Origin of the sequence: Vibrio bathopelagicus, from assembly GCF_014879975.1 — a bacterium.
Taxonomy (GTDB): domain Bacteria; phylum Pseudomonadota; class Gammaproteobacteria; order Enterobacterales; family Vibrionaceae; genus Vibrio; species Vibrio bathopelagicus.
This window is the reverse complement of record NZ_CP062501.1, coordinates 1,596,561-1,621,254: the sequence shown is the minus strand read 5'-3', so window position 1 is coordinate 1,621,254 and position 24,694 is coordinate 1,596,561. Positions and strand designations below refer to the sequence as shown.

Genomic DNA, 24,694 nt, shown 5'->3' with positions numbered 1-24,694 from the left:
AGCCGTATGATGTTGAATTTTGCCTTGGGATGAGTATTATCCTCCATTCTTCAATTTTGACTAACTTATAGAGCAGAGCATCATGGCATTTGTCGTAGGCGATAACTGTATTCAATGTAAATACACAGACTGTGTGGCGGTATGCCCCGCAGATGCGTTCCATGAAGGCCCGAATTTCATGGTAATCAACCCAATCGAATGCATTGATTGTGGTTTATGTGTACCTGAATGCGACGCTCAAGCGATCTTCCAAGAAGATGAACTGCCCGAAGACCAAAAGATCTTTATTGAAGTGAATGCCGAGCTTGCCGAGATCTGGCCAGTGCAAACTGAAGTAAAAGCACCGATGGATGAAGCTGAAAAGTGGAATGGTGTGTCTGACAAGTTGGCAATGCTAGAAAAGTAATTGTTGAAAAGAACTCAAATAAAAAGGCGTACTGATTTAATCAATACGCCTTTTTTAATATCTGAACACTGTCGACTGGATCGTTAGCTTATGAGACCTAGCTATGCTGACGACGCATGTTGTCGAGAATAATACCTGTCGCCATTGCTACGTTCAAAGACTCTGCACCGCCGAATGCCGGAATCGTAATCTTATCCGTTACGTATTTAGCGGCGTGTTCACGAATGCCGTGAGATTCGCTGCCCATTAGCAAAATGCCGTTGGCAGTAAAATCAGTCTTATGAACACTTTCGCCTTCTAAGAACGCGCCGTAAACAGGCAGTTTCGCTTGCTCTAAGTACTCAGGTAAATCTGTTTGGCTTACGTGTACTCGGCCAAAGCTGCCCATGGTCGCGCTGATCGTTTTAGGGTTGTATGGGTCAGCACAATCGCTGCTTGCCACTATATGCTTGATGCCATACCAGTCTGCGACACGAATAATGGTACCTAGGTTGCCCGGATCAGATACACCATCCAGCGCAATCATCAACCCAGTTGCTTTTGGTAATTCAAATGTTGGAATCTCAACTACAGCAATCGCTGCATTGTTACTCACCAAAGTACTCGCTTTGGTTAGGTCATCTAGCGAGGCTTCAACACAATCAAACTCAAACAGTGAAGCGTGATTTTCAGATAAGAAATCAGCGGTAGCAAAGACGTTCTTCACGACTAAGTCACTATTGAACAGCTCAAGAACGTTCTTTTCACCTTGAACTAGAAACAAGCCGTGGGCTTTACGTTGTTTCTTTTGGCCCAAAGCGCGAAGGAGTTTTAATTGGTTTTTTGAAATCATGTTTTTATCCTAGATATAAGCCCGCGCATTATAGAGCAAAGGTTGGAGAACCAAAAGCGAGATGACTCAATACGATCCACATAAAAAGTAAAAGCGACCCACTTAAAAAAGAAAAGCGCACTAAATAGCGCGCTCTCATGGGATTTACTTATCTAAGTTAAGCTAAACTGGCAGCCTAATACGGAACAGGGTAGCGCTTAAACACGGTGTTGATATCGGAAAGGATCTCTTCTGACAGCGGCTTATTGAAAGCCGCCACGTTCTCTTTTAGTTGCTCCATCGTAGTAGCCCCTATGATGGTTGAGGTAACCCCATCGACTTGATTACACCATGCCAACGCAAGCTGGCTAGGCGTAAATCCATGAGTTTTAGCGACTTCTGCATATCCTTTAACTGCTTCATTGCTCGCTTCAGTGTCGCGGAAAATGCCTTTACGCTGCATGTAGGTCCAACGACTGCCTTCCGGTCTTGCCCCATCAATGTATTTTCCACTGAGCATTCCTCCGGCTAATGGCGACCAAGGCAGGTAAGCGACATCTTCATGCACGCAGTTTTCAATTAAATATGGCCAGTCTTTCCCGTGTAGTAGGTTGAATTCATTCTGAATAGAGACCATACGCGGTAAATCGTGTTTTTCGCTCAGTTTGAGGTATGTATTGATGCCCCAAGTAGTGTCATCAGACAAACCAACGTGACGGATTTTTCCTGCTTTAATACAGCTAGCGAGTGCTTGAAGGATATCTAACATTTCAGCTTCATGCTGTTTTCGGTCGATATCACTGAAGCGAATTTGATTTGGGAATTGTTTGCCAAAGTGTGGCGTCGTTCGATTTGGCCAATGCAGTTGATATAGATCGATATAGTCAGTTTGTAGGCGTTTTAATGACGCATCAACTGCTGCGATTACGGCTTCACCCGTTATCGGACCTCCATCTCGAACCCAAGGAAGTCCAGGTCCCGCTATTTTGCTTGCTATGATCAGTTCTTGTCGGCGCTCAGGATGGCGCGATAACCAGTTACCAATGATGGCTTCTGTTTTGCCATAGGTATCAGGAGAGGGCGGAACCGCGTACATTTCTGCCGTATCAATAAAGTTAATACCTTGGCTTAGCGCGTATTCGATCTGCTGGTCGGCTTGCTGTTGCGTATTTTGCAGCCCCCAAGTCATGCTACCAAGACAGATTCGGGAAACGGGAATTTGACTACTTCCTAGTTTTGAGTATTCCATTGAATTCGGGGTTCCTGTTGTTAAGTTCTCTGGTTCTCGCATTAGAGTTTTTGAAAAGAGGGCGAGTGAGGAATGAAAACGAATATGAATTATTAGCACAAAATGACACGACTAGGTATGGATTGGGCAAGTTTAATGAGTCATTTCTCAATGCAACGAATGAGTTAGCTTGATGATTGAGAAGCAACAAACAAAAGACGTGATAAATAACAAGGTGTTAAGAGTTTAGGTGCTTTAATGGAACTGCATTGGAATAGGGCAAGGGTCAGAGACAAAAGAGCTCTACATCATAGTGAAGTAGAGCTCTTTTTTAGGGGGTCTATAAATACGTTCTGAGTATTGATTAAGTTACGAGGTCGCGTTTGAATCAAGCCCACCCTGGGATTGCGCGTGCCTTAGTGCTTCCTGTCTTTGAACTTCTTTCTCAGTTAATACTGGTTGAAGCGTTTCCTCAGAGGCTTGAGGAGAGAAAATGAAATACTTATTAATCGTCATAACTGTGTCTCCGTGTAACGTATGACAAATTTTGCATCAAGGATAAATTGTGATCATCATCCACTTTGTACTTTTTTTAGGCTGAGAGCGGAGGGCGTAGAATGCGTACAAAGCGATCTCTTATCATCCGTATGCAATATTGAACTGACGAAACCCTCTGATTTCAAGTATAGGAAGCTCGTCTAATTTCGCACAATAATGATTTAGAGCAATTACATACATGGCCAGGGGCGTAAGATGAAAAGCCTCGCTACTGACTCTACGTAAGTAATTCTCTACTAATAAATTACTTATCTACATTAATAATTAAGTCAGTAAATCAATTACTTAATCCATGGTGAGATGAATTATGGAAAAGCTTGTAGAACGTTTTCTGAATTACGTTACTTTTGATACCAAATCCGATCCTTCTAATCAGCAATGCCCAAGTTCACCGGGTCAAATCACGTTTGCTGAAGCTTTAAAATCAGAACTGATCGCATTAGAGTTAGTTGATGTTTCATTAGATGAAAATGGATATTTGATGGCGAAACTGCCGTCGAATGTTGATTATCCGGTACCGGCTATTGGTTTTGTCGCGCATATGGATACCGCCCCTGATGCTTCAGGTGCAAACGTGAAACCGCAGGTGATTAAAGATTACCAAGGTGGAACGATTGAATTAGGCACAAGTGGCGAATGTTTAAATCCAAGCCAATACCAAGATCTTGATGCCTTGCATGGTCATGACCTGATCACGACGGATGGCACGACTCTGCTTGGTGCCGACAACAAGGCGGGGATCGCTGAAATCATCAGTGCGATTGCCCACCTTAAAGCGAATCCAGACATCAAACACGGCGATATTTGTATTGGTTTCACGCCAGACGAAGAAATTGGCCGTGGTGCGAACCTGTTTGATGTTGAGAAGTTCGGCGCTGAGTGGGCATATACCATTGATGGTGGTCCAATTGGTGAGTTGGAATTTGAGAACTTCAATGCTACGAGTGCTGATGTTATCTGTCATGGCGTGAACGTTCACCCAGGTACCGCAAAAGGTAAAATGGTGAACTCGATGAACATTGCAGCGCAATTCCAATTGATGATGCCAGCACAAGAAACACCAGAATGCACAGAAGGCTATGAAGGTTTTTACCACCTGAAATCAGCTGAAATGGGTGTGGCTCGCTCTGAACTGGGTTACATCATCCGTGATTTTGAACGTGAGGGGGTAGAAGCGCGTAAGGCATTCATGAAGCAGAAAGTGGATGAGTTGAATGAGCGTCTAGAAAAAGGTCGTGTTGAGTTGGTGCTTACCGATAGTTACTTCAACATGAAAGAGATGGTTGAACCACATCAACATATTATTGAGTTGGCCAAACAAGCGATGATTGAGTGCGATGTTGAGCCAATGATCAAACCTATTCGAGGCGGTACTGATGGTGCTCGCTTATCGTTTATGGGGCTACCATGTCCAAATATATTTACTGGTGGCTATAACTTCCACGGTATTCATGAGTTCATTACCATTCAAGGTATGGAACAGGCGGTAAAAGTGATTGTAGAGTTGTCTCAACGTACGGCAACTCACTACCAAAAATAGCAGTATATAACGCGATATCTCTTTGTATTTTTGGGAGTATTCAATAATACTCTCTTTAAGCATAAGGGAGTACGCGATGAAAAAGTTAGTTTTACTTTGCACCCACTTAGCCGTGGGTGCTGTTGGTTTTGGGCTTGGTGTCTATGCACTACCTATCTTAATTGAGCCTGATTCTCCGTCTTCAAGTTCGGTTGAAGCGATCAGTCAACAGGCTATTTATACGGGTGAGTTCAGCAAAGACCGACAAGACAGTGACTTCTTGCATTGGGGAGAAGGTAAGGTATCGGTGACAGAAAGCGCAATCGCTTTTGAGGGTGAACTGGCACCGGGGCCTGATTATAAGGTTTATCTCTCGCCTAAGTTTATTGAAACCGAACAAGCCTTTAATGACAGTAAGACTGAGTTACTTCGAGTCGGAGATGTGAAAACATTTGATCGATTTATGGTTGAGCTTCCTGAAGGTACTGATCTTAATCGATTTAATACGGTTGTGATTTGGTGTGAAACTTTTGGCCAATTTATTACTTCCGCCAAGATAAAATGATAGCCTTACCTAAGCTGATTTAGGCAAGAAAGAAAGCGCTCTATTTTTGAGCGCTTTTTTATAATGCGTTTCTTGGCTGTGTCAGTCGTTGTAAAGCTCGTCGCTATAAAGCTAATTGTTGTAATGCTAAAGGAATAAGTAATGGAAAAGATGTGGCAAGTAATAGATTTCCTACTCGCGCATAAGTTTATTTTTAGTGCACTGATCATCTGCATTATTCTAATAATCCGACGAATCACTTTGTCTCGAATCCGTGGTGACGTCGCTTTTCTAAGTGAAGACCAACGTAATTGGATGTCACGTACCAAGAACGGCACGTTTGCCATTATTATGGTCACTTTATTTGTGCTGTGGAAATCTGAAATCAGCGAATTTGCACTGTCTGTTACAGCAATAGCGGTAGCTATAGTCGTGGCTTCGAAAGAGATCATCTTGTGTTTTACCGGATCCATTCAACGTGCGAGTTCGCGTTCATTCCGAATTGGCGATTGGATCGAGGTAGGGAAGATCAGTGGTGAGGTTATTGAGCACAATTTGATGGCAACTGTGATTCAAGAAATCGATTTGTATCATGGGCAATATCATTTCACAGGCAAGACAGCCACGCTGCCTAATAGCATGTTCTTTACGTATCCGGTAAAGAACCTCAACTTCATGAAGCGCTATGTCTATCACAACTTTTTTGTGACGGTAAAAGATTTTGTAAACCTATACCCAATGGTGCCGGATCTTATCGTGAAAATTGAAGAGCATTGTGAAGAGTTTATCGATGTTGCTCGTCGTTATAATGGTGTGATTGAGAAACATGCCGGTGTCGATCTTCCTGGTTCTGAGCCTCATATTCACATCACGAGCAGTTCTACCGGTGAGCAAGAAGTGCATTTTATGATTTTCTGCCCGACTGAAAAGGCGATTCATCTAGAGCAAGATATTCGTAAAGACTTCATGGAAGCTTACGCGTTGGCATTTCCCCCAAGCGACTAATACTGTGCTAGAAGCTAGAAGCTAGAAGCTAGAAGCTAGAAGCTAGAAGCTAGAAGCTAGAAGCTAGCCAGTCTGAATAAAAAGAAAGCCGAGATCGAATATACGACTCTCGGCTTTTTTGTATTTTTGGTTTAGTTCTTTGTGAATGATTAATCCAGCTCAGCGAGTGGTAACCAATCAACTTGTACGCCAGCTTGTTCGAACATATCTTGGCTAACTTTGATCTTATCTCCCCAACGAGAAAGGAAGTCTTCACTTTGCTCTGGGCAGTGAACCGCAGAAATACCCGTTTGGATAATTTTTGCTGCACAGTTTGGACAAGGGAAATGGGTTACCCAAATTTCACAGCTGTCTAAATCACGCTTAGCAAACAAGATCGCATTTTCTTCCGCATGCAGCGTCTTCAGGTATTTCATTTCTCGGTCGTCAGTATCAGCACTGTCAGATACGCCATGAGGGTAGCCGTTGAAACCTACCGAAACGATACGGTTGTGCTTGGTGATCACCGCGCCGACTTGAGTTGAAGGATCTTTACTCCAAGAACCGACCAATTCCGCCATTTGATAGAAACGCTTAGCCCATTTTGAAATCATGAGAATTCCTTAACAATTAAATGTGAATGCTTATCTGCCCGACAATACATTATGTTAGACAATATCCATAGAGAACAAAAGCTGAGAGGTTGATTTACCTAGAGATTGTAACGTGTTTGTAACCACTTTATAAGCACTTGGTTTCAATTAACATATTGATACACTTTGGCTAGTTATAATTGATATTCCTCGGACAATGGTAACGGGTGTGTTACGTAACTTTTATGCTGTTCAATTTCTCATAAGTGACGGTATAACCATGCGTAAAAAGTTAATCCTTACGGCTCTTGCAAGCTCTCTAATTCTTGCTGGATGTGGGCAAGATGCTCAGAATGCCAAGCAAGCGCCTTTACCTCTCGTAGCTGTACAGGATGTTAGCGTTATTTCTCACCAGCAAAGTAAGTCGTACATCGGTCGTATTGAGGCCGTTGAAGATACGGCGATCACTGCGCAGGTTTCAGGCTACCTAAAAGGCCGTCATTTTGATGAAGGCCAAATGGTCGAAAAAGGTCAACTGCTGTATTCGATCGAGCCATCGTCGTTTGAAGCGGAAGTAGCCAGCGCAAAGGCGTCTGTAGCTCAAGCGAATGCGAACCTTAAAAAAGCCGAACTTGATTTCAACCGTGGTAAGAATCTACTTCCGAAAGGCAGTATTTCTCAGTCGGAATTTGATGCTTTGACCGCTTCTTTATTGGGTTCTCAAGCACAACTTGAAGCAAGCCAAGCTCAGCTAAATGCCGCGGATGTCCAGCTTTCACATACTCAGATCGTAGCGCCTTTCTCTGGAAGAATCAGCGACACCAAAGTTAGCCAGGGTGACCTAGTTTCTCCTTCGGCTGGCGTATTAACAACGTTGGTTAGCTTAGACCCGATTCATGCGTCTTTCAGTATCAGTGAGCGTGAACGTTTAGCGTTAGGTATGGACCGTATTGAAGGCGATGGCAGCAGCGACTCTGATCGTGTTGAAGTGCAGATCATGCTGGAAAACGGTGAAGCATTCGAACACTTAGGTAAGCTCGATTTCTTAGGTAACCGAATCAATCTGAACACTGGTACGATCGCAATGCGCGCAATTGCTGATAACCCTGAACAACAACTGCTTCCTGGCCAACACGTTCGTGTCAATCTTAGAGAAAAACAGTCTATCGACGTGGTGACCATCCCAAGACGTGCGGTTCAAACCGACCTTGAGGGTGATTTTGTGATGCTGCTTGTTGAAGGTGGTGAATCACCGATTGCCGAGCGTCGCAATATTGAAATGGGACGCCAAGTTGCCAATGGCGTGATCATTCTTTCCGGTTTAGAGCAGGGTGACTCTGTTCTCACTCAGGGTTTGCAGCGAGTTCGTAACGGTATGGCGGTACGTATTCAACCTGCAGCTTCAGAAAAAAGTGAGTAAGGGCCCTAATCTATGTTAAGTCGTTTCTTTATACAAAGGCCTAAATTCGCCCTTGTTATATCCATTATATTGACACTGGCAGGTGCGATCTCGCTCGCTATCTTGCCGGTGGCTGAATATCCAAAAATTAGCCCGCCTTCTGTAAGCGTTATGGCTTACTACACAGGTGCAAGTGCAGAGGTAGTAGAACAAGCGATTGCCGACCCGATAGAGACTTCGGTCAACGGGGTAGAAGATATGATCTACATGTCTTCGAAAAGTGCGAACGATGGTTCTTATAACCTTAACGTGACGTTTGATGTTGGTACTGACCCAGATATGGCTCAGGTCAACGTTCAGAACCGAGTTGCTCAAATCGAATCGAAGCTTCCTCAAGAAGTAAGAATGGTTGGTGTAACAGTTAAGAAGCGTTCTCCGGACCTTTTGATGGTATTGAACTTCTATTCTCCAAATGGTGAGTACGATGACCAATTCCTGATCAACTATGTAAACCTGAATATCAAAGATCAGCTAGCGCGAGTTTCTGGTATTAGTGAGGTTAACGTATTAGGTGGTGGTGAATATTCGATGCGTGTTTGGTTGGACCCAGAAAAAATGGCCAACTTGAACCTAACGACATCGGACGTTCACGCTGCGTTGGCGGAACAAAACGTTCAAGTCGCGGCGGGTCGTATTGGTGCTGCACCTTATGCCAACCCTCAAGAAGTTCAGTTTAACTTGGTGACCAAAGGTCGTCTTGAAACGGCGGACGAATTTGAGAACGTGGTACTTCGTGCAAGCCAAGATGGCTCAACCGTCTATCTAAAAGATGTTGCTCGTGTTGAACTGGGTAAGAAGTTCTACGATGGTAACGGTAAATACCGTGGTCAAGACGCTTCAATCGTCACGCTTTCTCTACAGTCTGATGCAAACGCATTGGAAAGTGGTAAAGCGGTAATGGCGATGCTGGATAACCTGAGCAAAAATTTCCCTGAAGGCGTGGCTTACGAAGCGAGTTATGACACTACGGTTTTCGTTGCGGAGTCGATTAAGGGCGTAGTGAAAACGCTGATCGAAGCTATCTTACTGGTTATCGCGGTTACTTATCTGTTCTTGGGCAGTGCGCGTGCAACCTTGATTCCTGTGGTTGCGATTCCTGTGTCGTTGATTGGTACCTTTGCGATCATGCAGATGACGGGCTTTACCATCAACACGGTAACCCTGTTTGGTTTGATATTGGCGATTGGTATCGTTGTAGATGATGCGATCTTGGTTATCGAAAACGTTGATACGACGATGGCCAAAGACCCAACTATCTCTCCTCGTAAAGCAACGCTTATTGCGATGAAAGAAGTAACAGGCCCAATCGTTACCTCAACCTTGGTTCTGTTAGCGGTATTCATACCAGTAGCGATGCTGCCAGGTATTACCGGGATTATGTATCGCCAGTTCGCTCTGACTATCTGTATCGCGGTGGTTATCTCGTCGATTAACGCACTGACCTTGTCTCCGGCACTGTGTTCATTAGTTCTTAAGCAGGGTGGTGGTAACACGACTCGCTGGTACCAAGCGTTTAACCGTGGTCTAGAATCTGTAACCAATAAGTACGGTCAAATAGCTGGCTTCTTAGTTAAGAAAGGCGTTCTGCTGTTCACTTTCTTCGTAGTTGCTTTGGCTGCGGTGACTTACTTCTCGAAAACAACGTCAACGGCGTTCGTTCCTCAAGAAGATAAAGGTATTTTGCTGGTTAACGTTCAGTTGCCAGATGCTGCGTCTCTGTCCCGTACAGAAGACGTGACTGAGCAATTGCTTGAAATGGTTGAGCAAGAGCCAGGTGTTGATGGTGTTACTTTGGTTAATGGTTATGCATTCATGACAGGCGCTTCTGCGTCGAATGGTGCGTCGCTATTTATCAAACTGCATGATTGGGATATGCGTAATGCGTTAGACGGTGAGCATTCAGCTCAAGCTATCTCGCAACGTATTAACGGTCGAGCGGCCACTGAACTTCCTCAAGCTATCGTTTTTGCTATGGGGCCACCTGCGGTTCCAGGTATGGGCGCGGCTTCTGGTTTCGAATTTGTTCTTGAAGACACACTAGGTCGTAGTCGTACTGATCTGGCGATGGTAATGAATGACGTGATTGCTGAGGCGACGAAACAGCCTGAGATTTCACACACATTCAGTACATTCCGTGCCAACGTTCCTCACTACTATGTCGACATCGATCGTGAGAAAGCGCAGCAACTCGGTATTCCGTTGTCGGAAATCTTCCAAACGCTACAAGGTAATCTAGGTTCGCTTTACGTGAACGATTTCACCATGTTTGGTAAGAACTTCCGCGTAACCATGCAAGCGGACAGCGAACACCGTAGCAGCATGGATGACCTACAACGATTCCACGTGCGTTCGTCTAATGGTGAAATGATCCCGCTAAGTACACTTGTAACGTACGACCAGATCTTTGAACCCGATGTGGCATGGCGTTACAACATGTACCGCAGTGCGGTGATTCAAGGTCAACCTGCAGAAGGTTACTCGAGTGGTGATGCGATTGCAGCTATGGGACGTGTCGCGGCTGATGTATTGCCTCAGGGTTATCAGTACGAATGGACAGGTATGGCGTATCAAGAAGTGCTTGCAGGCAACCAAGCGATTTTCGCTTTTGCACTGGCATTGATCTTCATTTACTTGTTCATGGTGGCTCAATACGAGAGTTGGACAATCCCTATAGCGATTATCTTGGTTGTACCTGTTGCGACTTTGGGGTCCTTCTTAGCACTGAACCTGACTGGAACACCGCTTAACCTCTATGCACAGATAGGTTTGGTACTCTTGATAGCTTTGGCCGCGAAGAACGCAATCTTGATTGTAGAATTCGCGAAAGTTGAGCGTGAAGACAAAGATGCTTCAATTGAAGATGCGGCAGTGAAGGGTGGTACGCTGCGTTTCCGTGCTGTGAATATGACGTCTTGGTCGTTTATATTGGGTATCTTCCCATTGATCTTCGCTGCTGGTGCAGGTCACGTGAGTCAGAACTCGTTGGGTATTTCCCTGATCGGCGGCCTGCTATGTGTGTTACTGGCTGGTACCTTCTTGATTCCAGGTTTCTATGCATTTGTGCAGCGTAAGCGTGAAAAAGCACACGGTGGTAATACTAAGTTGATTCCACTCGATGATGAGTAAAGGAACCTTTTACTCATAAGGGCGATTTTCTTGTAAAAATCGTTTCCTTATAAAAACCATTCCCTTACGAAAAATAAGGCTTAGTGTGATGCTAAGCCTTTTTCTTATTCCGAACGTGAATAAAAAAGTAGTTTATATAATCATATGTTTATTATGTGATGGAGTTAACACTCTAAAATTGGGTGTCTAATAAAATGATGTTTTATTTTTAAGTGATTGATATTTAATTGAAAGTAGGTGTTCAGCTAACGTTTGTACGCTCGAAAACATTTGCACAATAGTGTGAAGTGTTTCAAAATTAACACGTTATATTGAAATTTTTTGTGCACTGAGGTTCTTATGAAGGTCATTGATTTATTTAAACACCGAGGCGATAGCGTTTCTTCGCAACACTCAGAGTTTATGCAATGGATGTCTCCAGCTCTTAGAGAGTATTGGGGCGACTTTCTGAACCGCACGCAAAATAGTCATTTCTTCGCATGGGTTCGTGATCACCACCAACCAGCAGTGAATGAAGATGCTCCGGCTATGCCGATAGAGAAGCCGATTGAAATTAAGCCTGAAGCACAACTGGTGTTGAATGAGCTTAACCAGCAGATCGGTGAAGTTATTCATACTGGCGATTGGATTAATGTAAGTCAAGAGCGCATTAACCAGTTTGGTTTAGTGACTGAAGATATGCAGTGGATTCATACTGAGCCAGAGAAAGCAGAAACTGATTCTCCGTTCAAAACGACGATCGCGCATGGTTTCTTAACTTTGTCTTTGCTTCCTCGTTTGACTGACAGCGTTGATCCTGACAAGTCTCAATTCCCAACGGCTAAAATGGTTGTGAACATTGGTCTTAACCAAGTTCGTTTTCCTTACCCTGTTAAGTCAGGCAGCAATGTTCGCGCTAAGAGCACGTTGACAAAAGTAACGCCGATCAAAAAGGGTTTAGAGATTGAACGCGAAATCCGCGTAGAAATCGAAGGGGTTCGTCGCCCTGGTGCAGTGATTGTGTCGGTGATTCAACTTCACTTTTAATACTTTGTTTAAGATAAATTATTCTTAAACGAAGATTATAGATTCCAAAAAAAAGAGAGCTAAATGCTCTCTTTTTTGGTTTGTGTCATATCAAATCGACATCACGCATGTTACTAAAGAACTAAAGAACTAAAGAACTAAAGAACTAAAGAACTAAAGAACTTCACTTACTTAAAGCGTGTGTAGCCGTATTCTTCGATAAGGTCCTGTCCTTGCTTCGACTTCACGAACTTGATGAAGTCTATGCTTTCGTCAGAAACCGATTCCGTTTTGTGTAGCAACAAGAATGGGCGAGCCAGTTCATAGCTGTGGTTCGCAATGTTCTTAGATGTCGGCTCAATGCCTTCAAATGTGATTGCTTTGATCGAGCGATCGACAGAACCAACAGAGATAAAGCCAATAGCGTGTGGGTTATGGTTAACAATCGTTTTTACCATGCTGTTGCTATTTACAACCAAGTTATTTGGGTTGATGTCAGACACTAGACGGTCATTAATGATTTTCGTTAAACCAAGTAAGCTTTCGAAGCTGTAGCGAGAACCAGAGGAAGCTTCACGAGTCACAACCGCGATAGGCTGATCCGCACCGCCTACTTGTTTCCAATTGGTTACCTTACCTTTGTAGATATCGAATAGCTGTTCACGAGTGATGTTATTCACGCCGTTCGAACGATTTGTTACGACTGCTAGGCCGTCAAAGGCGATCGGGAATACTTTTAATTCCTCGCTCTGTTCACGGTCGGTTAAGTAGCGTGAGCTCATACCAATATCAGCCACACCTTTGTTCACCATGGTAATACCAGCTGTAGAGCCTATACCCTGAACCGCGATGTAATTATCAGGATGAGTCTTGTTGTACTCCTCTGCTAATACATCCATCACTCGCGCAACAGAAGTGGAGCCCGAAATATTGGTTTCTTGTGCAAAAGCAGCTTGAGAAGAAAGGGCTAAGGATAAAAGAGAGGCAAGCGCGACTCGTAACATAAACAACTCCTAATTAATAACATTTGTCGCATATGATAGGTCGGTTATATGACACTTTTGTGAAATTCTATACTCACGCTTTATGAGAGTAGAGTTGGTTTATGACCGCAGGACTTCTTTACCAGATAAGAGAGTATATGAGAGCAAGGTTGGTATTTCGTTTGCCCTTGTTCGCTAAACTGTTGGTTGAGTCCTAAGCTAATTAGAGGCTTATTGAAATTTAGATGAAGTTAAAAGGGGTGTTATGTCCGTCATTCATATAGAACTTAACCGGCTTTTAATTGGGGCTGAAAGGCTCTGTACTTCTCGAAATCGCAGTTTACCTGTCGAGCTAGGCAAATCCTTATTTGAAGAGTGTGAGGGCGGTGTACTGTTCTCTCAGGCGCATTATCTGCTCGACTCATCCCATAGCGATTATACCAACGAGATCGCCAGCGTTATCTTTGATGAGTCGTTATCTTGCTGGTTGGTAATGGTGCCACTTGAAACCGAAGTCAGCACTGATTCCGTCAATTGGGGACCTTATCCCTACCTTCCTAAATCTAAGGACCTTGACGCTATTCTGTCTGAAATAGAAAAAGATCCTAAGTCTTATTTTTGGTCCTAGTCACTATTCTGGTGCTGGTGCTGGTGCTGGTGCTGGTGCTGGTAGCGGTTGAGTCTTGGTTCATCCACCTACCTTTTTGGTTTTTAAACCAAACTACCGCTCCTTTGTGTCAAACCTCTTAACTTTTAATCACACCGCTTAAGTTTTGAACCGAGTTTGGGGTTGCTGAGATTGAGCAATCAGAGACCGGAAGTCTTTCGGTGTCTTTCCATGATACGTTTTAAAGGCTGTGCTGAAGTGTGCTGCGCTCTTAAAGCCAGACTCATAAGCTATCTGTGTGATCGATTTAGCGGATGTTCTGAGTTGGGTGGCGGCATGAGCAATACGTTTGATTTTCAAAAGGTTTGAAAAAGAAAGGTCTTCAGCGGATAGACGTCGCTTCAGTGTCGCGGGAGACATGCCCATGTAACTGGCTAACGTGTCTAACGAAATATTGTTTTCGATGTTCTGTTCTATGTAGTGGATAACTTTCTGCGTGACGGTAAGCCTTGCAGCTCGAGCAATGATCACGAGTAGAGCAGGGTGCTTCTCAACCATCAAAGAAAGCAGAGCTAAGCCCAGTTGGGTGAGTGCGTAGTCATTTTTAGGAGAAGAATCAGCGAGAGACATAGTTAGCTCTTTCAGCTCCCGAATTTGGATGTCAGCTCGGTCGAACTTGATGTATTCCTGAGGGACGCGTAACGACTCAAGATCTCCAGACTGGTTGATGAACTTCTGGAATATCGATAAATCGAAGTCTAAGCAAGTGGCGCTGAATTCACCATTATCAGTATCAACGTCGATGTCTTTAATTTGGCCGGAGTTGTATAGCGTGAAATCACCAGCTTGAAGTGAAGCTTCGGTGCCATTAGGTAGAGTGAAAGAAATACTGCCTTTCGAAACGATGAAAATACCGTTTTTAGAGGCGGGGTAACGTTCCCGTTTCCTGGGAATAAAGTTTCTAAATTGAGTAACTGTTATCGATGACATAGTGTGCTTCTTTGACGTTGTAAACGAGTTGCTTATTGGTTTTAGTATTGTTTAAGCATGAGACATTTACAAAAAAAGGCGCTAATAATTAGCGCCTTTAGAAGTGAACCTTTAAAGCCTTAACCTTGAAAGCCCTAAGCTTTTAAGCTTCGGTTTCATTTGTCGGTTCAGGCTCGCTAGGCAAGTCCGCAAATACTTGTGTAGGTTTTGCTACCAAGTTACGGTTTTCCTGATTAACTTCTGAGAGAACTACTTCTAAAACGTCTCCCAGTTTGTATACCATTTCTTTATCGATAGATACAGTACCCATATCACCGTTGCACTCTATTCTTTCTTTATTATTAAGAATGAGAGAGCCAGGGATAAATGCCGCTGCACCATTATCAAGTAAGCGCACGCGCATACCAGCACGGTTAATGTCGAAGATTTCTGCTTGGAAGCGAGTTTCTTCAGCTGGAGCATTCGCTAGAGTACGAGCATACAACCAATCGCCAACGTTACGTTCAGCCATACCGTGGTGACGGCGGTGCAGGGCAAGTTCATCACCGATAGTTTCATCTGGTGTTTGAATTGGCGCTTTACCAAGGATGTGAGCCTTAAGCATACGGTGGTTAATCATGTCGCCGTATTTACGAATTGGAGACGTCCACGTCGCGTAAATGTCCAATCCCATCGCGTAGTGTGGTGCAGGCTCATTGCTGATCTCGCTGTACGCTTGGAATTTACGAATACGGTTGTCGTAGTAGCTGTTGTCTAGTGAACCTAACCAACGACGCAGAGTAGCAAAACCTTCCAGAGAAACGATTTGCTCTTCTGTAAACGGTGTTTCTGCTTCTGGGTTAACCAGCTCCAGAACGTCTGCTAATTTCTCAGCTTTAAAACCAGAGTGACAGTTAAAGACGCCTTGGTTAAAGCTTTCTTTTAGTATTCGGCCTGCACAGATGTTCGCGCTGATCATAGATTCTTCAACCAGCTTGTTCGCACTGCGACGCATGTCAGCGTGGATAGCAACAACATCGTTATCTTCGCTAAGCTCAAAGCGGTAGTCAGGGCGATCTGGGAACACAACCGCATTCGCTGAACGCCACGCTGAACGCGCTTGAGCAAATTGGTGAAGGTCAGAAAGAATCGCAGCGATTTCTTCTGATGGTTGCCACTTCTCTGATGCACCAGTTTCTAGCCAGTCAGATACATTGTCGTAAGCAAGACGAGCGTGAGATTTGATGTTTGCAGCGAAGAAGTTAATGTCATCACCGATAACGCCATCTTTAGATACTGTTACCGTGCAGCAAAGTGCAGGGCGAACTTCGTTCTCTATTAGTGAACATAAGTTGTCAGCCAGATCACGAGGCAACATTGGAATGTTACGGCCTGGAAGGTAAATCGTGAAACCACGATCGCGAGCCACTTTATCCATAGCATCATCTGGAGAGATGTAAGCCGTTGGATCAGCAATCGCGATAGTCAGTTCAAAATCACCGTTCTCTTTCTTCTTCGCGTAAAGCGCATCATCCATATCTTTTGTGCTTTCACCATCAATGGTCACAAAAGGGATGTGTGTCATGTCGATACGTTCAAGATCGGCGTCATCGTTGATCTTCCAATCATCGATACCTTCTGGCTCGCTGTTTGGTAGATCGTTTTGAGCAAGTGTTACCCACCAAGGTGCAATCTTGTCGTCAGCGTCTGTGATTTTTTCAGAGATTTGAGCCAAGAATCCGTTGTCACCTTTTAACGGGTGTTGAACGATATGAGCCACAACCCAGTCGCCTTCTTTTAGCGTTTCAGGGTTTAGGCCCTTCTTTGCTTTCGCTTTTAGTTGCAGCTTTTTCAGTTGTGGGTGATCAGGAACTACGTTCAAACGACCTTTAAACAACTTCACTCGAGCAATAAAACGAGTAAGGCCCTGTTCAATCAATTCCTCAGGCTCTGCTACTTCGCGATCTTTCTCGGTGCGAATGATGGCAATAACTTTGTCACCGTGCACACATTTCTTCATGTATGGCGGCGGGATAAAGAAACTGGTCTTGTTATCGACTTCGAGAAAACCAAACCCTTTTTCAGTGGCTTTGATTGTACCTTCCTTTTTAGGGAGGGTTTCTTGGATTTGCTGTTTGAGTTGAGCGAGTAGAGGATTATCTTGAAACATTTGACTTTTATCTATCGAGGACAATTGAGCACACTATAATCATTGCGAGGCTTGATTACTACTGAAAGGCGAAGTGAGCGTAAATTAATTGCCCTCTTATTTAACTAGGTCAATTTGCTCGAAGTTTGGTGCTGTGACGAGATATTCATCAAGTTTTGACGATATGATAGCCAGTATTGATGTAAAACCGAAAAATATGTGATGTATTTCAATTTTTTCTGGCTTTTTTTATGCATTTAGGGAATAATCCGCCTCCCTTAGACGTCCCTAATGGCTTGAAGTGTTTTATTACTGCTTCGTAACTCTGAATGGAATCAGTATCTGATTGGATCAGTATTGGAATTGATAGAGCTCCCGGGACCTTTTGTTTACTTATATATAGTGGGATCCCAATGTCCGAATCTGTAATTCAATTTAATGAATTAGCCCTTAACGATAACATTCTTTCAGCTCTTGATAGCATGGGTTTCGTTTCTCCGACTCCAATCCAAGCAGCAGCTATTCCTCTTCTTCTTGAAGGCCGTGACGCACTAGGTAAAGCACAGACTGGTACTGGTAAAACAGCAGCATTCTCTCTGCCTTTACTTAACAAAATCAACCTGAACCAACACAAACCACAAGCAATCATCATGGCTCCTACTCGTGAGCTAGCGATTCAAGTTGCTGCGGAAATCAAAAACTTAGGTCGTGACATCAACGGTCTTAAAGTTCTTGAAATCTATGGTGGTGCTTCAATTGTTGACCAAATGCGTGCTCTAAGCCGCGGTGCTCACATTGTTGTTGGTACTCCAGGTCGTGTTAAAGACTTACTAACTCGTGACCGTCTACACCTAGATGAAGCACATACATTTGTTCTTGATGAAGCAGATGAAATGCTGAAAATGGGCTTTGTAGATGATGTTACTTGGATCCTAGAGCAAGCTCCAGAAACTGCACAGCGTGTACTTTTCTCTGCAACTATGCCTCCAATGGTTAAGACTATTGTTGACCGTTACCTACGTAACCCGGCTAGAGTTGACGTTGCTGGTACTAACCACACAGTTGACAAAGTAGCGCAGAATTACTGGGTTGTTAAAGGCGTAGAGAAAGACGAAGCAATGTCTCGTCTTCTTGAAACTGAAGAAACTGACGCGTCAATCGTATTCGTACGTACTCGTCAAGATACTGAGCGTCTAGCTGATTGGCTATCTGCACGTGGCTTCAAAGCTGCTGCACTGCACGGTGATATTCCTCAGTCTCTACGTGAGCGCACTGTTGATCACATCAAACAAGGTGTTATCGACATCCTAGTTGCAACTGACGTTGTAGCTCGTGGTCTTGATGTTCCACGTATTACTCACGTATTCAACTACGACATCCCATTCGATGTTGAATCTTACATCCACCGTATTGGTCGTACTGGCCGTGCTGGACGTAAAGGTAAAGCGATCCTACTAGTTCGCACTAACCAAATTCGTATGCTTCGCACTATCGAGCGTGTAACTAAGTCTCAAATGGAAGAAATCCAACTTCCACAACGTGACGAAGTTGCTGCTGCACGTGTTGCTAAGCTTGGCGCTGAGCTTGAAACTGAGAAAGAAAGCAAAGCTCTAGAAAACTTTGCAGGCCTTATCTCTACTCTGCAAGAGTCTCTAGAAGTTGATGCTGCTACTCTAGCTGCAATGCTTCTTAAGCGTCAGCAAGGTAAGAGCCCACTATTCTACGTTGGCGAAGACCCAATGATCGCTGCTATTGAGCGTGATAAGAACCGTCGCAAAGAGCGTCGTGAAGATCGTGACAATGGCCGTGACGGTGGTGGTCGTAACTTCAATACTCAAGATTGGGATACGTACCAGCTACAAGTTGGCCGTGAGCAAGGCGTTCAGGTTAAAGACATCGTTGGCGCACTAGCAAACGAACTAGGCCTAACTAAAGGTTCTATCGGTGCTATCAAGCTAGACCAAGGTTCTACTTACGTTCAACTGCCAAAAGCAATGAACTCTGAAACTGCTGGTAAGCTAAGCAAACTTCGCATTCGTCAAAAAGAAGCTGGCGCTGTAGTTGTTGATTTCAACGACTTCCGTGAGCCTCGTCGTGGCGGCGGTGGTCGTGATGGCAACCGTGGCGGTCGTGATGGCGGTCGTGGCGGTCGTGATGGCGGCGGCTACCGTGGTAACCGTGAAGGCGGTAATCGCGAAGGTGGTAACCGTGAAGGTGGCAATGGCGGTCGTGGTGGCTACCGTGGCAACCGTGACGGCGCTCGTGATGGTAACTCTGCTGGTGGTCGTGATGGCGAACGTCGTTTTGACCGTAACCGTGGTGGCGATCACCGTGGTAACCACCGTGGCGAACGTGGCCATGGCAACGCAGCAGGCAATGGCGGCAACCGTGGTCGTCGTCCAGAGCGTAGCGAAGGTTAATCAACCTTTAGTTTTAAGCTGAAGCTTACAAGCCAAGTGCTTATAAACGAATAGCTTAAACAGTGAATTTAAAAGCCGAGCATTATGCTCGGCTTTTTTGTACCTGCTATTTTACTTTCGCGCCTGTAGCACGTTCTAAGCCCAAAATTAGATAATGCCTCGTATCACAAGGCAACCACAGTCATATGTGCTTAAAGCGTTGTTTAGGGTATTTCGTTAGGGGATATGGGAGTCGATCGCTGCCTATCAAAAGAAATGCACAGCTATAATGGAAACAGACTTTGAAGTAAGAGCTGATCAACCATTCGATCCGAATAAGTGAGTTCTTTAAATGCTGAGGCGAAGTTAAACGCCTTAAAATCTATTAGCGGATCTGGCAACCAACAGCTCTATATTTAAGTGTCGCGCTGAATTTATGAACTGGGCTCTTGGATAAGCTTTCAATACCAGAGGGTTTGTTCTCAATGTGGTTTAGTTAAACCGATCAGACTCATAAGTACATTTGCTTCATCTAATTCAACTATTTTTTAATTTTCGTTCTCGAAAGAAATGAATTGATGACTAAGATCAACTTAATTGTGTTCATTTGGTGGTTTTTGCAAAACAAAAGTTGAAAGATTCAAAAATTATTGAATAATAGACTTAACTAAAATTGAAGCGCAAACTTCACTAAATTCGTACTGAAACAGGATCCATATCCAATGTCTAATTCGTTTGTTCTGGTTATTAACTCGGGTAGTTCTTCCCTTAAATTTGCTGTCATCGATTCTGTTTCTGGTGACGCAGTATTAAGTGGCTTAGGGGAGTGTTTTGGTCTTGAGGATGCTCGTATGAGCTGGAAGCATCAAGGTCAGAAAACAGAAATTGCTATTCAAGGTGAGGGTAACCACCACAAAATTGCCATTGGCAAATTGGTAGGCCTGATGGAAGACTTAGGCTTCACGGCTGATATCGTGGCTATCGGTCACCGTATCGTTCATGGTGGTGAGAAGTTCACTCAAACTGTTCGTATTACTGAAGAAGTAACAAGTGAGATTGAAAGCCTATCTGACTTAGCTCCACTTCATAACCCAGCAGGTGCTATCGGTATCCGTGCTGCGATTGAAGCTTTCCCTTCTCTACCTCAGTTCGCTGTGTTTGATACTGCTTTCCACCAAACGATGCCACAACGTGCATTTACCGGTGCCATTGCAAAAGAGCTATACACAGACTTCGGTGTTCGTCGCTACGGTTTCCACGGTACTAGCCATTACTTCGTTAGCCGTGAAGCAGCGAAAATGGTCAACAAGCCAGTTGAAGAATCTAGCTTCATCTCTGTTCACCTAGGTAACGGCGCTTCTGTATGTGCTATCAGAGACGGTAACAGTGTTGATACTTCAATGGGCTTCACACCGCTTTCTGGCCTAATGATGGGCACGCGTTGTGGTGACTTAGACCCAGGCATCATCGAATACCTTCTTAAGAAAGGTTGGTCACAAGAGCAAGTTTTCAACTCTCTTAACAAGGAGTCTGGTTTCCTAGGCGTGTCTGGTCTTACGAGCGATGCTCGTGGCATTTTAGAAGCAATGGAAGAGGGCCACGAAGGCGCGAAACTGGCTTTTGAGGTGTTTACTTACCGCGTAGCAAAATACGTTGCTTCTTACCTTGCAACGCTAGACTCTTTGGACGGCATCATCTTCACAGGTGGTATCGGTGAGAACTCTCTACCAATTCGTCGCGAGATCCTAAACAACCTTAAGATTCTTGGTTTTGTTGAAGATGTAGCGGGCAATGAAGCAGCTCGTTTTGGCGCTGAAGGCATCATCGCTAAATCAGAAATGCTTGGCGCAGTAGCAATGGTTATTCCAACCAATGAAGAGTTCGTTATTGCTCAACAGTCGGTAGAACTTCTGTAATCGAAGCTAAAGCCTAAGCAAGACCAATACTGGAAAGCGAGCCTAAGTGGCTCGCTTTTTTGTTTGCATGTAGGTGCGGTTTCGCATTTAGTTTGACTAAACCTAGATCGAATCAGTAGAGGGTTGTTACTCGCTTATGTAAAGCTCTACTTAATATCTGATTAAGTTTTTATACATTTCCGACGTTTCTTGTTCTTCGTATAGTCCTCGTACTTTTCATGCTACAAGGACGTAGCCTTAATTTTATATGAGGTTACAAATGTTTATGCGCAGACCTGTATTCGCTTTAGCAGTTCTTTCTATCGTACCGCTGTCGTTTGCTCAAGAGGCTGAAATTCAAGATATGTCCGATCCTCTTGCTGTCTACACACAAGCGGGTTTTGGTTATACAGACAAAGGTCTCAATATCAAATTTGGCCAAACTTATGATACGGGTAAAGAGACTACAATGGGCATGAACGTGCTCGAAATCAAAGGTATTGCAGGCGAAGCTCTGGGGTGGAGCAATCGTGATAACGACGACAGTATCAACTCTCTTCGATTTAGAAATTTTGGTGTTGACCTAACCAATGGCCGTGGTGCGCAAGTCGATGTGAACTGGGATTTTGACCATAACCAAGGCTCAGCGTCATACAGTTTCATTCAAGCTTTGCCTAAAATGGGGATGTTCAATTTATATCCTCTCGCAGGGGTAGGAATTGCTGCAGGAGAAGAATTGCCAGGAACTACCGGTGGTGATTTGGATGCAAACCAAGTACGAGACCGTTATAACCTACACGGCACTTTTTATGTGGCAGGTATGTACGCCAAAATGCAAATTACTGAAAAGGTTTGGCTCAATTATAACCCAATGTATATGGGTACGATTTCGGGATCATCAACGTATAAAGATTACGGCTTTCAACAGGACGACTCTATCATGACTCATGAGTTTTCGATCGGTTATCAATTAATGCCTAGAGCCAACATTCGTTATTTCGCAAACTGGACAGAGAATACCTACTACGAGGATGGCGATCATCGTATTGAGTTTAATTACCAGTTTTAAGCCTTAAAAATAGAGCTGGCTTGCAACACGCACGTCAGCTTTTAAGAATCGACTAGTGACTTAATCATCTCATACAACCACAAGTGCTTCTGACTCTTTCTGTTTTTCTTATGGATATAGGCACATAACCGTAAAGTTGTTAGCTCTTCTACATTCGTTACTTTTATCGCTCTTAGTCCCTCTCCACAGTGTTTGACAAAGTTTTCTAGGCCCGGAACGACAAGGTCTGTTCTCAACACAATTTCGCGAATACTGATTGCCGATGTACTTCTATGAACAACATTTATCTCGAGTCCTTTCTTCGCAACAACTTGTTCAATAAGAGAGGTATGGAAGGTATTAAAAAATGGCATTTCAACAAGGGCAAAGTTGTACTCCAAAAGCTCCTCTATGGTTGCGGTTTCTTTTTTAAATGGATGGCCTTCTCTCACCACGGCAACAAAATTTACTTCGCCAAGGGGCAGTTCATAGATATCTTTTGTTGTATTAGAAAACTGAAACTGAACGGCAAGGTCTACCTGATCCGTTTTCATCATTGAAGGGGTTTCAGTTGTCATATTATGAGATGCAAACGTAACGTTGGGGCACTGTTCTGAGATCTCAGTAAACATCATCGGAGAGAGCCAAGGAATGATCTGCTGCCCCATGTCCACAGTGATGGTGCCATCTAATTCACTCGGTTCAAACTCTCCATGTGTATTAACTGCATTGGACAACAGAGTTAAAACAGGAGATAGCGCCAAGAAAAGACTGTCAGCATACGGCGTAGTATCAAAGCCTTTTGGAGTTTTAACGAATAACTCATCCTCGAAATGATCTCGCAGTTTATTTATGTTTTGGCTGACTGCTGGAGGAGATATGAATAGCAACTCCGAGGACTTTTTTAAGTTACGTTGCTGATATACAACAGAAAATAACTTGAGGAGATTTAGGTCGAGATTTTTAAACTTATCATTGCTCATTGGTGTTCCTTCTACCAATCGACGTATTAAGTTCAGCTTAACAGCAAGCTAAATAAATTCAAATATTCTAAGTTCAATCGCTTGATTACAGTGGTAAATAAATGTAATGGAATACGAATCAGTGATTGTTCAATGTGTAATATTGCTGATTCGAAAGGGCTTTGAATAGGAACATACATTAATCTTTGAATCAGCGAGTCAACATATGAAAAAATCGATTTTGTCTTTATCTCTAATTAGTGCATTCAGCTGTATTGCCGCACCTGTCACTATGGAAAACTACGTCGTCGCGGAATCAGACTGGTATTTTAGTGGTGTGCAAGAAAAAGCGGGAGTAAACACATGGATGCATGATGACCCTGTCAGCATTGATAATCAGCAAGTCATTCGCTCTAACCGTGATGTAGTCTACTCAATAGCTATCGTTGACGTCAGTAAAGGTGCAACGTTTACTGTACCGAAATCTGATGAATTTCAGATTATCCATATTATTGATGAGCATCACCTATTTCACCAAGTCGTAAAAAATGGTGAAACCCTTGAAGTGACCGCCGATGATATTCAAGGCGAATATGTCTACTTACTGGCAAGAACGCGTGACAACGGCGATTATGAAGACACAAAAAATCGTCAAAGTCAGCTTCAGTTTAAAGCTAATTCGGCTCATCCATATTCAACTAAAGGCTTTGATTCCGATGAGGTCATTACCTTTCGCGATGAGCTTGTTCGCCAAGTTAATACTGGCGAGCAACCTATCGCTGGACACAACGCTTTCGGAAAAACGCTAGCAGACGTCGATCCGCATAACTACGTTTATGCTGCAGCATATGGTTGGGGAGGTTTACCAATGGATACCGCTCAATATGTTCCACTACAAGTGGCTTCAGATAAATGCCAAACTTGGACAATTGAAAAACCAGCTTTAGATTGGAAAAATAACGGCTATTTATCGGCGACTTTTTATGGTGCGGATGGTTGGATTCATGAAAATGATTTTTATATTCCACATACTGAAATGAAAGACAATGGTAATTCTTTTTCATTCACTACCAATTGCCAACTAGGTGTGGGCAATGCAACCGTAGAGCAAGGAGGAAATTTCCTTGTAAGAATGTATCTCCCTATTGATGCTGAATTAGTAAAAGAACAAGCAGATAATATGTATACAGTGAAAGGGGAATAACTTCCTATAAAATAAATAGCAAGAATTAGAAAGGGCTGACCATGTGTTAGCCCTTTTTTTGTATTTTAATTTTCTGGGTTCGTATTGTAAGTAACTGAATAATTGTGTTTTTTGTTGCTAGTTTGACTTGTTAAGTACAGCTTAATAGCCAGTTAAATATTGGCAAATATTCATGGTTAACCGAAGTCGTTAATATTCACTCATCGCTTCCAAGGATGGTCCGAAAACAAATAGTATTTTGAAAT

The 24,694-nt window shown here is 43.6% G+C and carries 20 protein-coding genes; 12 read left to right on the top strand and 8 right to left on the bottom strand.

The window, feature by feature from the left end:
• Positions 1–82: 82 nt before the first annotated feature.
• A complete protein-coding gene (gene fdxA / locus IHV80_RS23495) occupies positions 83–406 on the top strand; it encodes a ferredoxin FdxA (RefSeq protein WP_004731764.1) in 324 nt (107 codons plus the stop codon).
• Between the two features lie 97 nt (positions 407–503).
• Here the strand turns inward: fdxA and IHV80_RS23490 are convergent, their stop codons facing one another.
• The 3 genes from IHV80_RS23490 to IHV80_RS23480 all read right to left on the bottom strand — a co-directional run bounded on the left by IHV80_RS23490 (position 504) and on the right by IHV80_RS23480 (position 2,961).
• Positions 504–1,238 carry an RNA methyltransferase gene (locus tag IHV80_RS23490; protein ID WP_192891200.1) on the bottom strand — a complete coding sequence of 245 codons (735 nt, stop codon included), beginning with the start codon at positions 1,236–1,238 and terminating at the stop codon, positions 504–506.
• 175 nt (positions 1,239–1,413) lie between these two features.
• Positions 1,414–2,406 carry an aldo/keto reductase gene (locus IHV80_RS23485; RefSeq protein WP_264158491.1) on the bottom strand — a complete coding sequence of 331 codons (993 nt, stop codon included), beginning with the start codon at positions 2,404–2,406 and terminating at the stop codon, positions 1,414–1,416.
• A 408-nt stretch (positions 2,407–2,814) separates the two neighbouring features.
• Positions 2,815–2,961, bottom strand: coding sequence for a hypothetical protein (locus tag IHV80_RS23480; protein ID WP_192891198.1), 147 nt, complete (start codon positions 2,959–2,961; stop codon positions 2,815–2,817).
• Positions 2,962–3,310: 349 nt separating this feature from the next.
• Between IHV80_RS23480 and pepT the strand changes: the two genes are divergently transcribed.
• The 3 genes from pepT to IHV80_RS23465 all read left to right on the top strand — a co-directional run bounded on the left by pepT (position 3,311) and on the right by IHV80_RS23465 (position 6,071).
• On the top strand, positions 3,311–4,543 hold the full coding sequence (gene pepT / locus IHV80_RS23475) for a peptidase T (protein ID WP_192891197.1): 1,233 nt from the start codon (positions 3,311–3,313) through the stop codon (positions 4,541–4,543).
• Between the two features lie 76 nt (positions 4,544–4,619).
• The gene (locus IHV80_RS23470) at positions 4,620–5,087 is read left to right on the top strand and encodes a DM13 domain-containing protein (protein WP_192891196.1); all 468 of its coding nucleotides are present in this window, start codon (positions 4,620–4,622) and stop codon (positions 5,085–5,087) included.
• Positions 5,088–5,228: 141 nt separating this feature from the next.
• Positions 5,229–6,071, top strand: coding sequence for a mechanosensitive ion channel family protein (locus IHV80_RS23465; RefSeq protein ID WP_192891195.1), 843 nt, complete (start codon positions 5,229–5,231; stop codon positions 6,069–6,071).
• Positions 6,072–6,220: 149 nt separating this feature from the next.
• Here the strand turns inward: IHV80_RS23465 and IHV80_RS23460 are convergent, their stop codons facing one another.
• Positions 6,221–6,664: a dCMP deaminase family protein gene (locus IHV80_RS23460; RefSeq protein ID WP_102436457.1), complete on the bottom strand. Its 444-nt coding sequence runs from the start codon at positions 6,662–6,664 to the stop codon at positions 6,221–6,223.
• A gap of 259 nt (positions 6,665–6,923) precedes the next feature.
• Here IHV80_RS23460 and IHV80_RS23455 point away from each other — a divergent pair, with 259 nt between their 5' ends.
• The 3 genes from IHV80_RS23455 (at position 6,924) to IHV80_RS23445 (ending at position 12,254) form a co-directional block, all read left to right on the top strand.
• Positions 6,924–8,063, top strand: coding sequence for an efflux RND transporter periplasmic adaptor subunit (locus IHV80_RS23455; RefSeq protein WP_192891194.1), 1,140 nt, complete (start codon positions 6,924–6,926; stop codon positions 8,061–8,063).
• 12 nt (positions 8,064–8,075) lie between these two features.
• A complete protein-coding gene (locus IHV80_RS23450) occupies positions 8,076–11,228 on the top strand; it encodes an efflux RND transporter permease subunit (protein WP_192891193.1) in 3,153 nt (1,050 codons plus the stop codon).
• Between the two features lie 339 nt (positions 11,229–11,567).
• The gene (locus IHV80_RS23445) at positions 11,568–12,254 is read left to right on the top strand and encodes a MaoC family dehydratase (protein ID WP_192891192.1); all 687 of its coding nucleotides are present in this window, start codon (positions 11,568–11,570) and stop codon (positions 12,252–12,254) included.
• 167 nt (positions 12,255–12,421) lie between these two features.
• Here the strand turns inward: IHV80_RS23445 and IHV80_RS23440 are convergent, their stop codons facing one another.
• Complete coding sequence (locus IHV80_RS23440; RefSeq protein ID WP_192891191.1) at positions 12,422–13,237, bottom strand: phosphate ABC transporter substrate-binding protein; 816 nt, start codon at positions 13,235–13,237, stop codon at positions 12,422–12,424.
• A gap of 244 nt (positions 13,238–13,481) precedes the next feature.
• Between IHV80_RS23440 and IHV80_RS23435 the strand changes: the two genes are divergently transcribed.
• The gene (locus IHV80_RS23435; protein WP_192891190.1) at positions 13,482–13,844 is read left to right on the top strand and encodes a DUF3024 domain-containing protein; all 363 of its coding nucleotides are present in this window, start codon (positions 13,482–13,484) and stop codon (positions 13,842–13,844) included.
• A 138-nt stretch (positions 13,845–13,982) separates the two neighbouring features.
• On the opposite strand, the gene IHV80_RS23430 is transcribed toward IHV80_RS23435, so the two are convergent.
• Both IHV80_RS23430 and rnb read right to left on the bottom strand, forming a co-directional pair.
• Positions 13,983–14,813: a helix-turn-helix domain-containing protein gene (locus tag IHV80_RS23430; protein WP_192891189.1), complete on the bottom strand. Its 831-nt coding sequence runs from the start codon at positions 14,811–14,813 to the stop codon at positions 13,983–13,985.
• Positions 14,814–14,955: 142 nt separating this feature from the next.
• Complete coding sequence (gene rnb, locus IHV80_RS23425; protein ID WP_192891188.1) at positions 14,956–16,962, bottom strand: exoribonuclease II; 2,007 nt, start codon at positions 16,960–16,962, stop codon at positions 14,956–14,958.
• Between the two features lie 308 nt (positions 16,963–17,270).
• Here rnb and IHV80_RS23420 point away from each other — a divergent pair, with 308 nt between their 5' ends.
• The 3 genes from IHV80_RS23420 (at position 17,271) to IHV80_RS23410 (ending at position 22,304) form a co-directional block, all read left to right on the top strand.
• Positions 17,271–19,361 carry a DEAD/DEAH box helicase gene (locus IHV80_RS23420; protein WP_192891187.1) on the top strand — a complete coding sequence of 697 codons (2,091 nt, stop codon included), beginning with the start codon at positions 17,271–17,273 and terminating at the stop codon, positions 19,359–19,361.
• 701 nt (positions 19,362–20,062) lie between these two features.
• The gene (locus IHV80_RS23415) at positions 20,063–21,256 is read left to right on the top strand and encodes an acetate/propionate family kinase (protein ID WP_192891186.1); all 1,194 of its coding nucleotides are present in this window, start codon (positions 20,063–20,065) and stop codon (positions 21,254–21,256) included.
• A gap of 259 nt (positions 21,257–21,515) precedes the next feature.
• On the top strand, positions 21,516–22,304 hold the full coding sequence (locus IHV80_RS23410) for a hypothetical protein (RefSeq protein ID WP_192891185.1): 789 nt from the start codon (positions 21,516–21,518) through the stop codon (positions 22,302–22,304).
• A gap of 41 nt (positions 22,305–22,345) precedes the next feature.
• Here IHV80_RS23410 and IHV80_RS23405 read toward each other — a convergent pair whose 3' ends face one another.
• Entirely contained in the window at positions 22,346–23,266 is a 921-nt protein-coding gene (locus IHV80_RS23405; protein WP_192891184.1) for a LysR family transcriptional regulator, read from the bottom strand.
• A 205-nt stretch (positions 23,267–23,471) separates the two neighbouring features.
• On the opposite strand from IHV80_RS23405, the gene IHV80_RS23400 reads away from it, so the two are divergent.
• Complete coding sequence (locus IHV80_RS23400) at positions 23,472–24,449, top strand: DUF1254 domain-containing protein (protein ID WP_192891183.1); 978 nt, start codon at positions 23,472–23,474, stop codon at positions 24,447–24,449.
• Positions 24,450–24,694 lie beyond the last annotated feature (245 nt).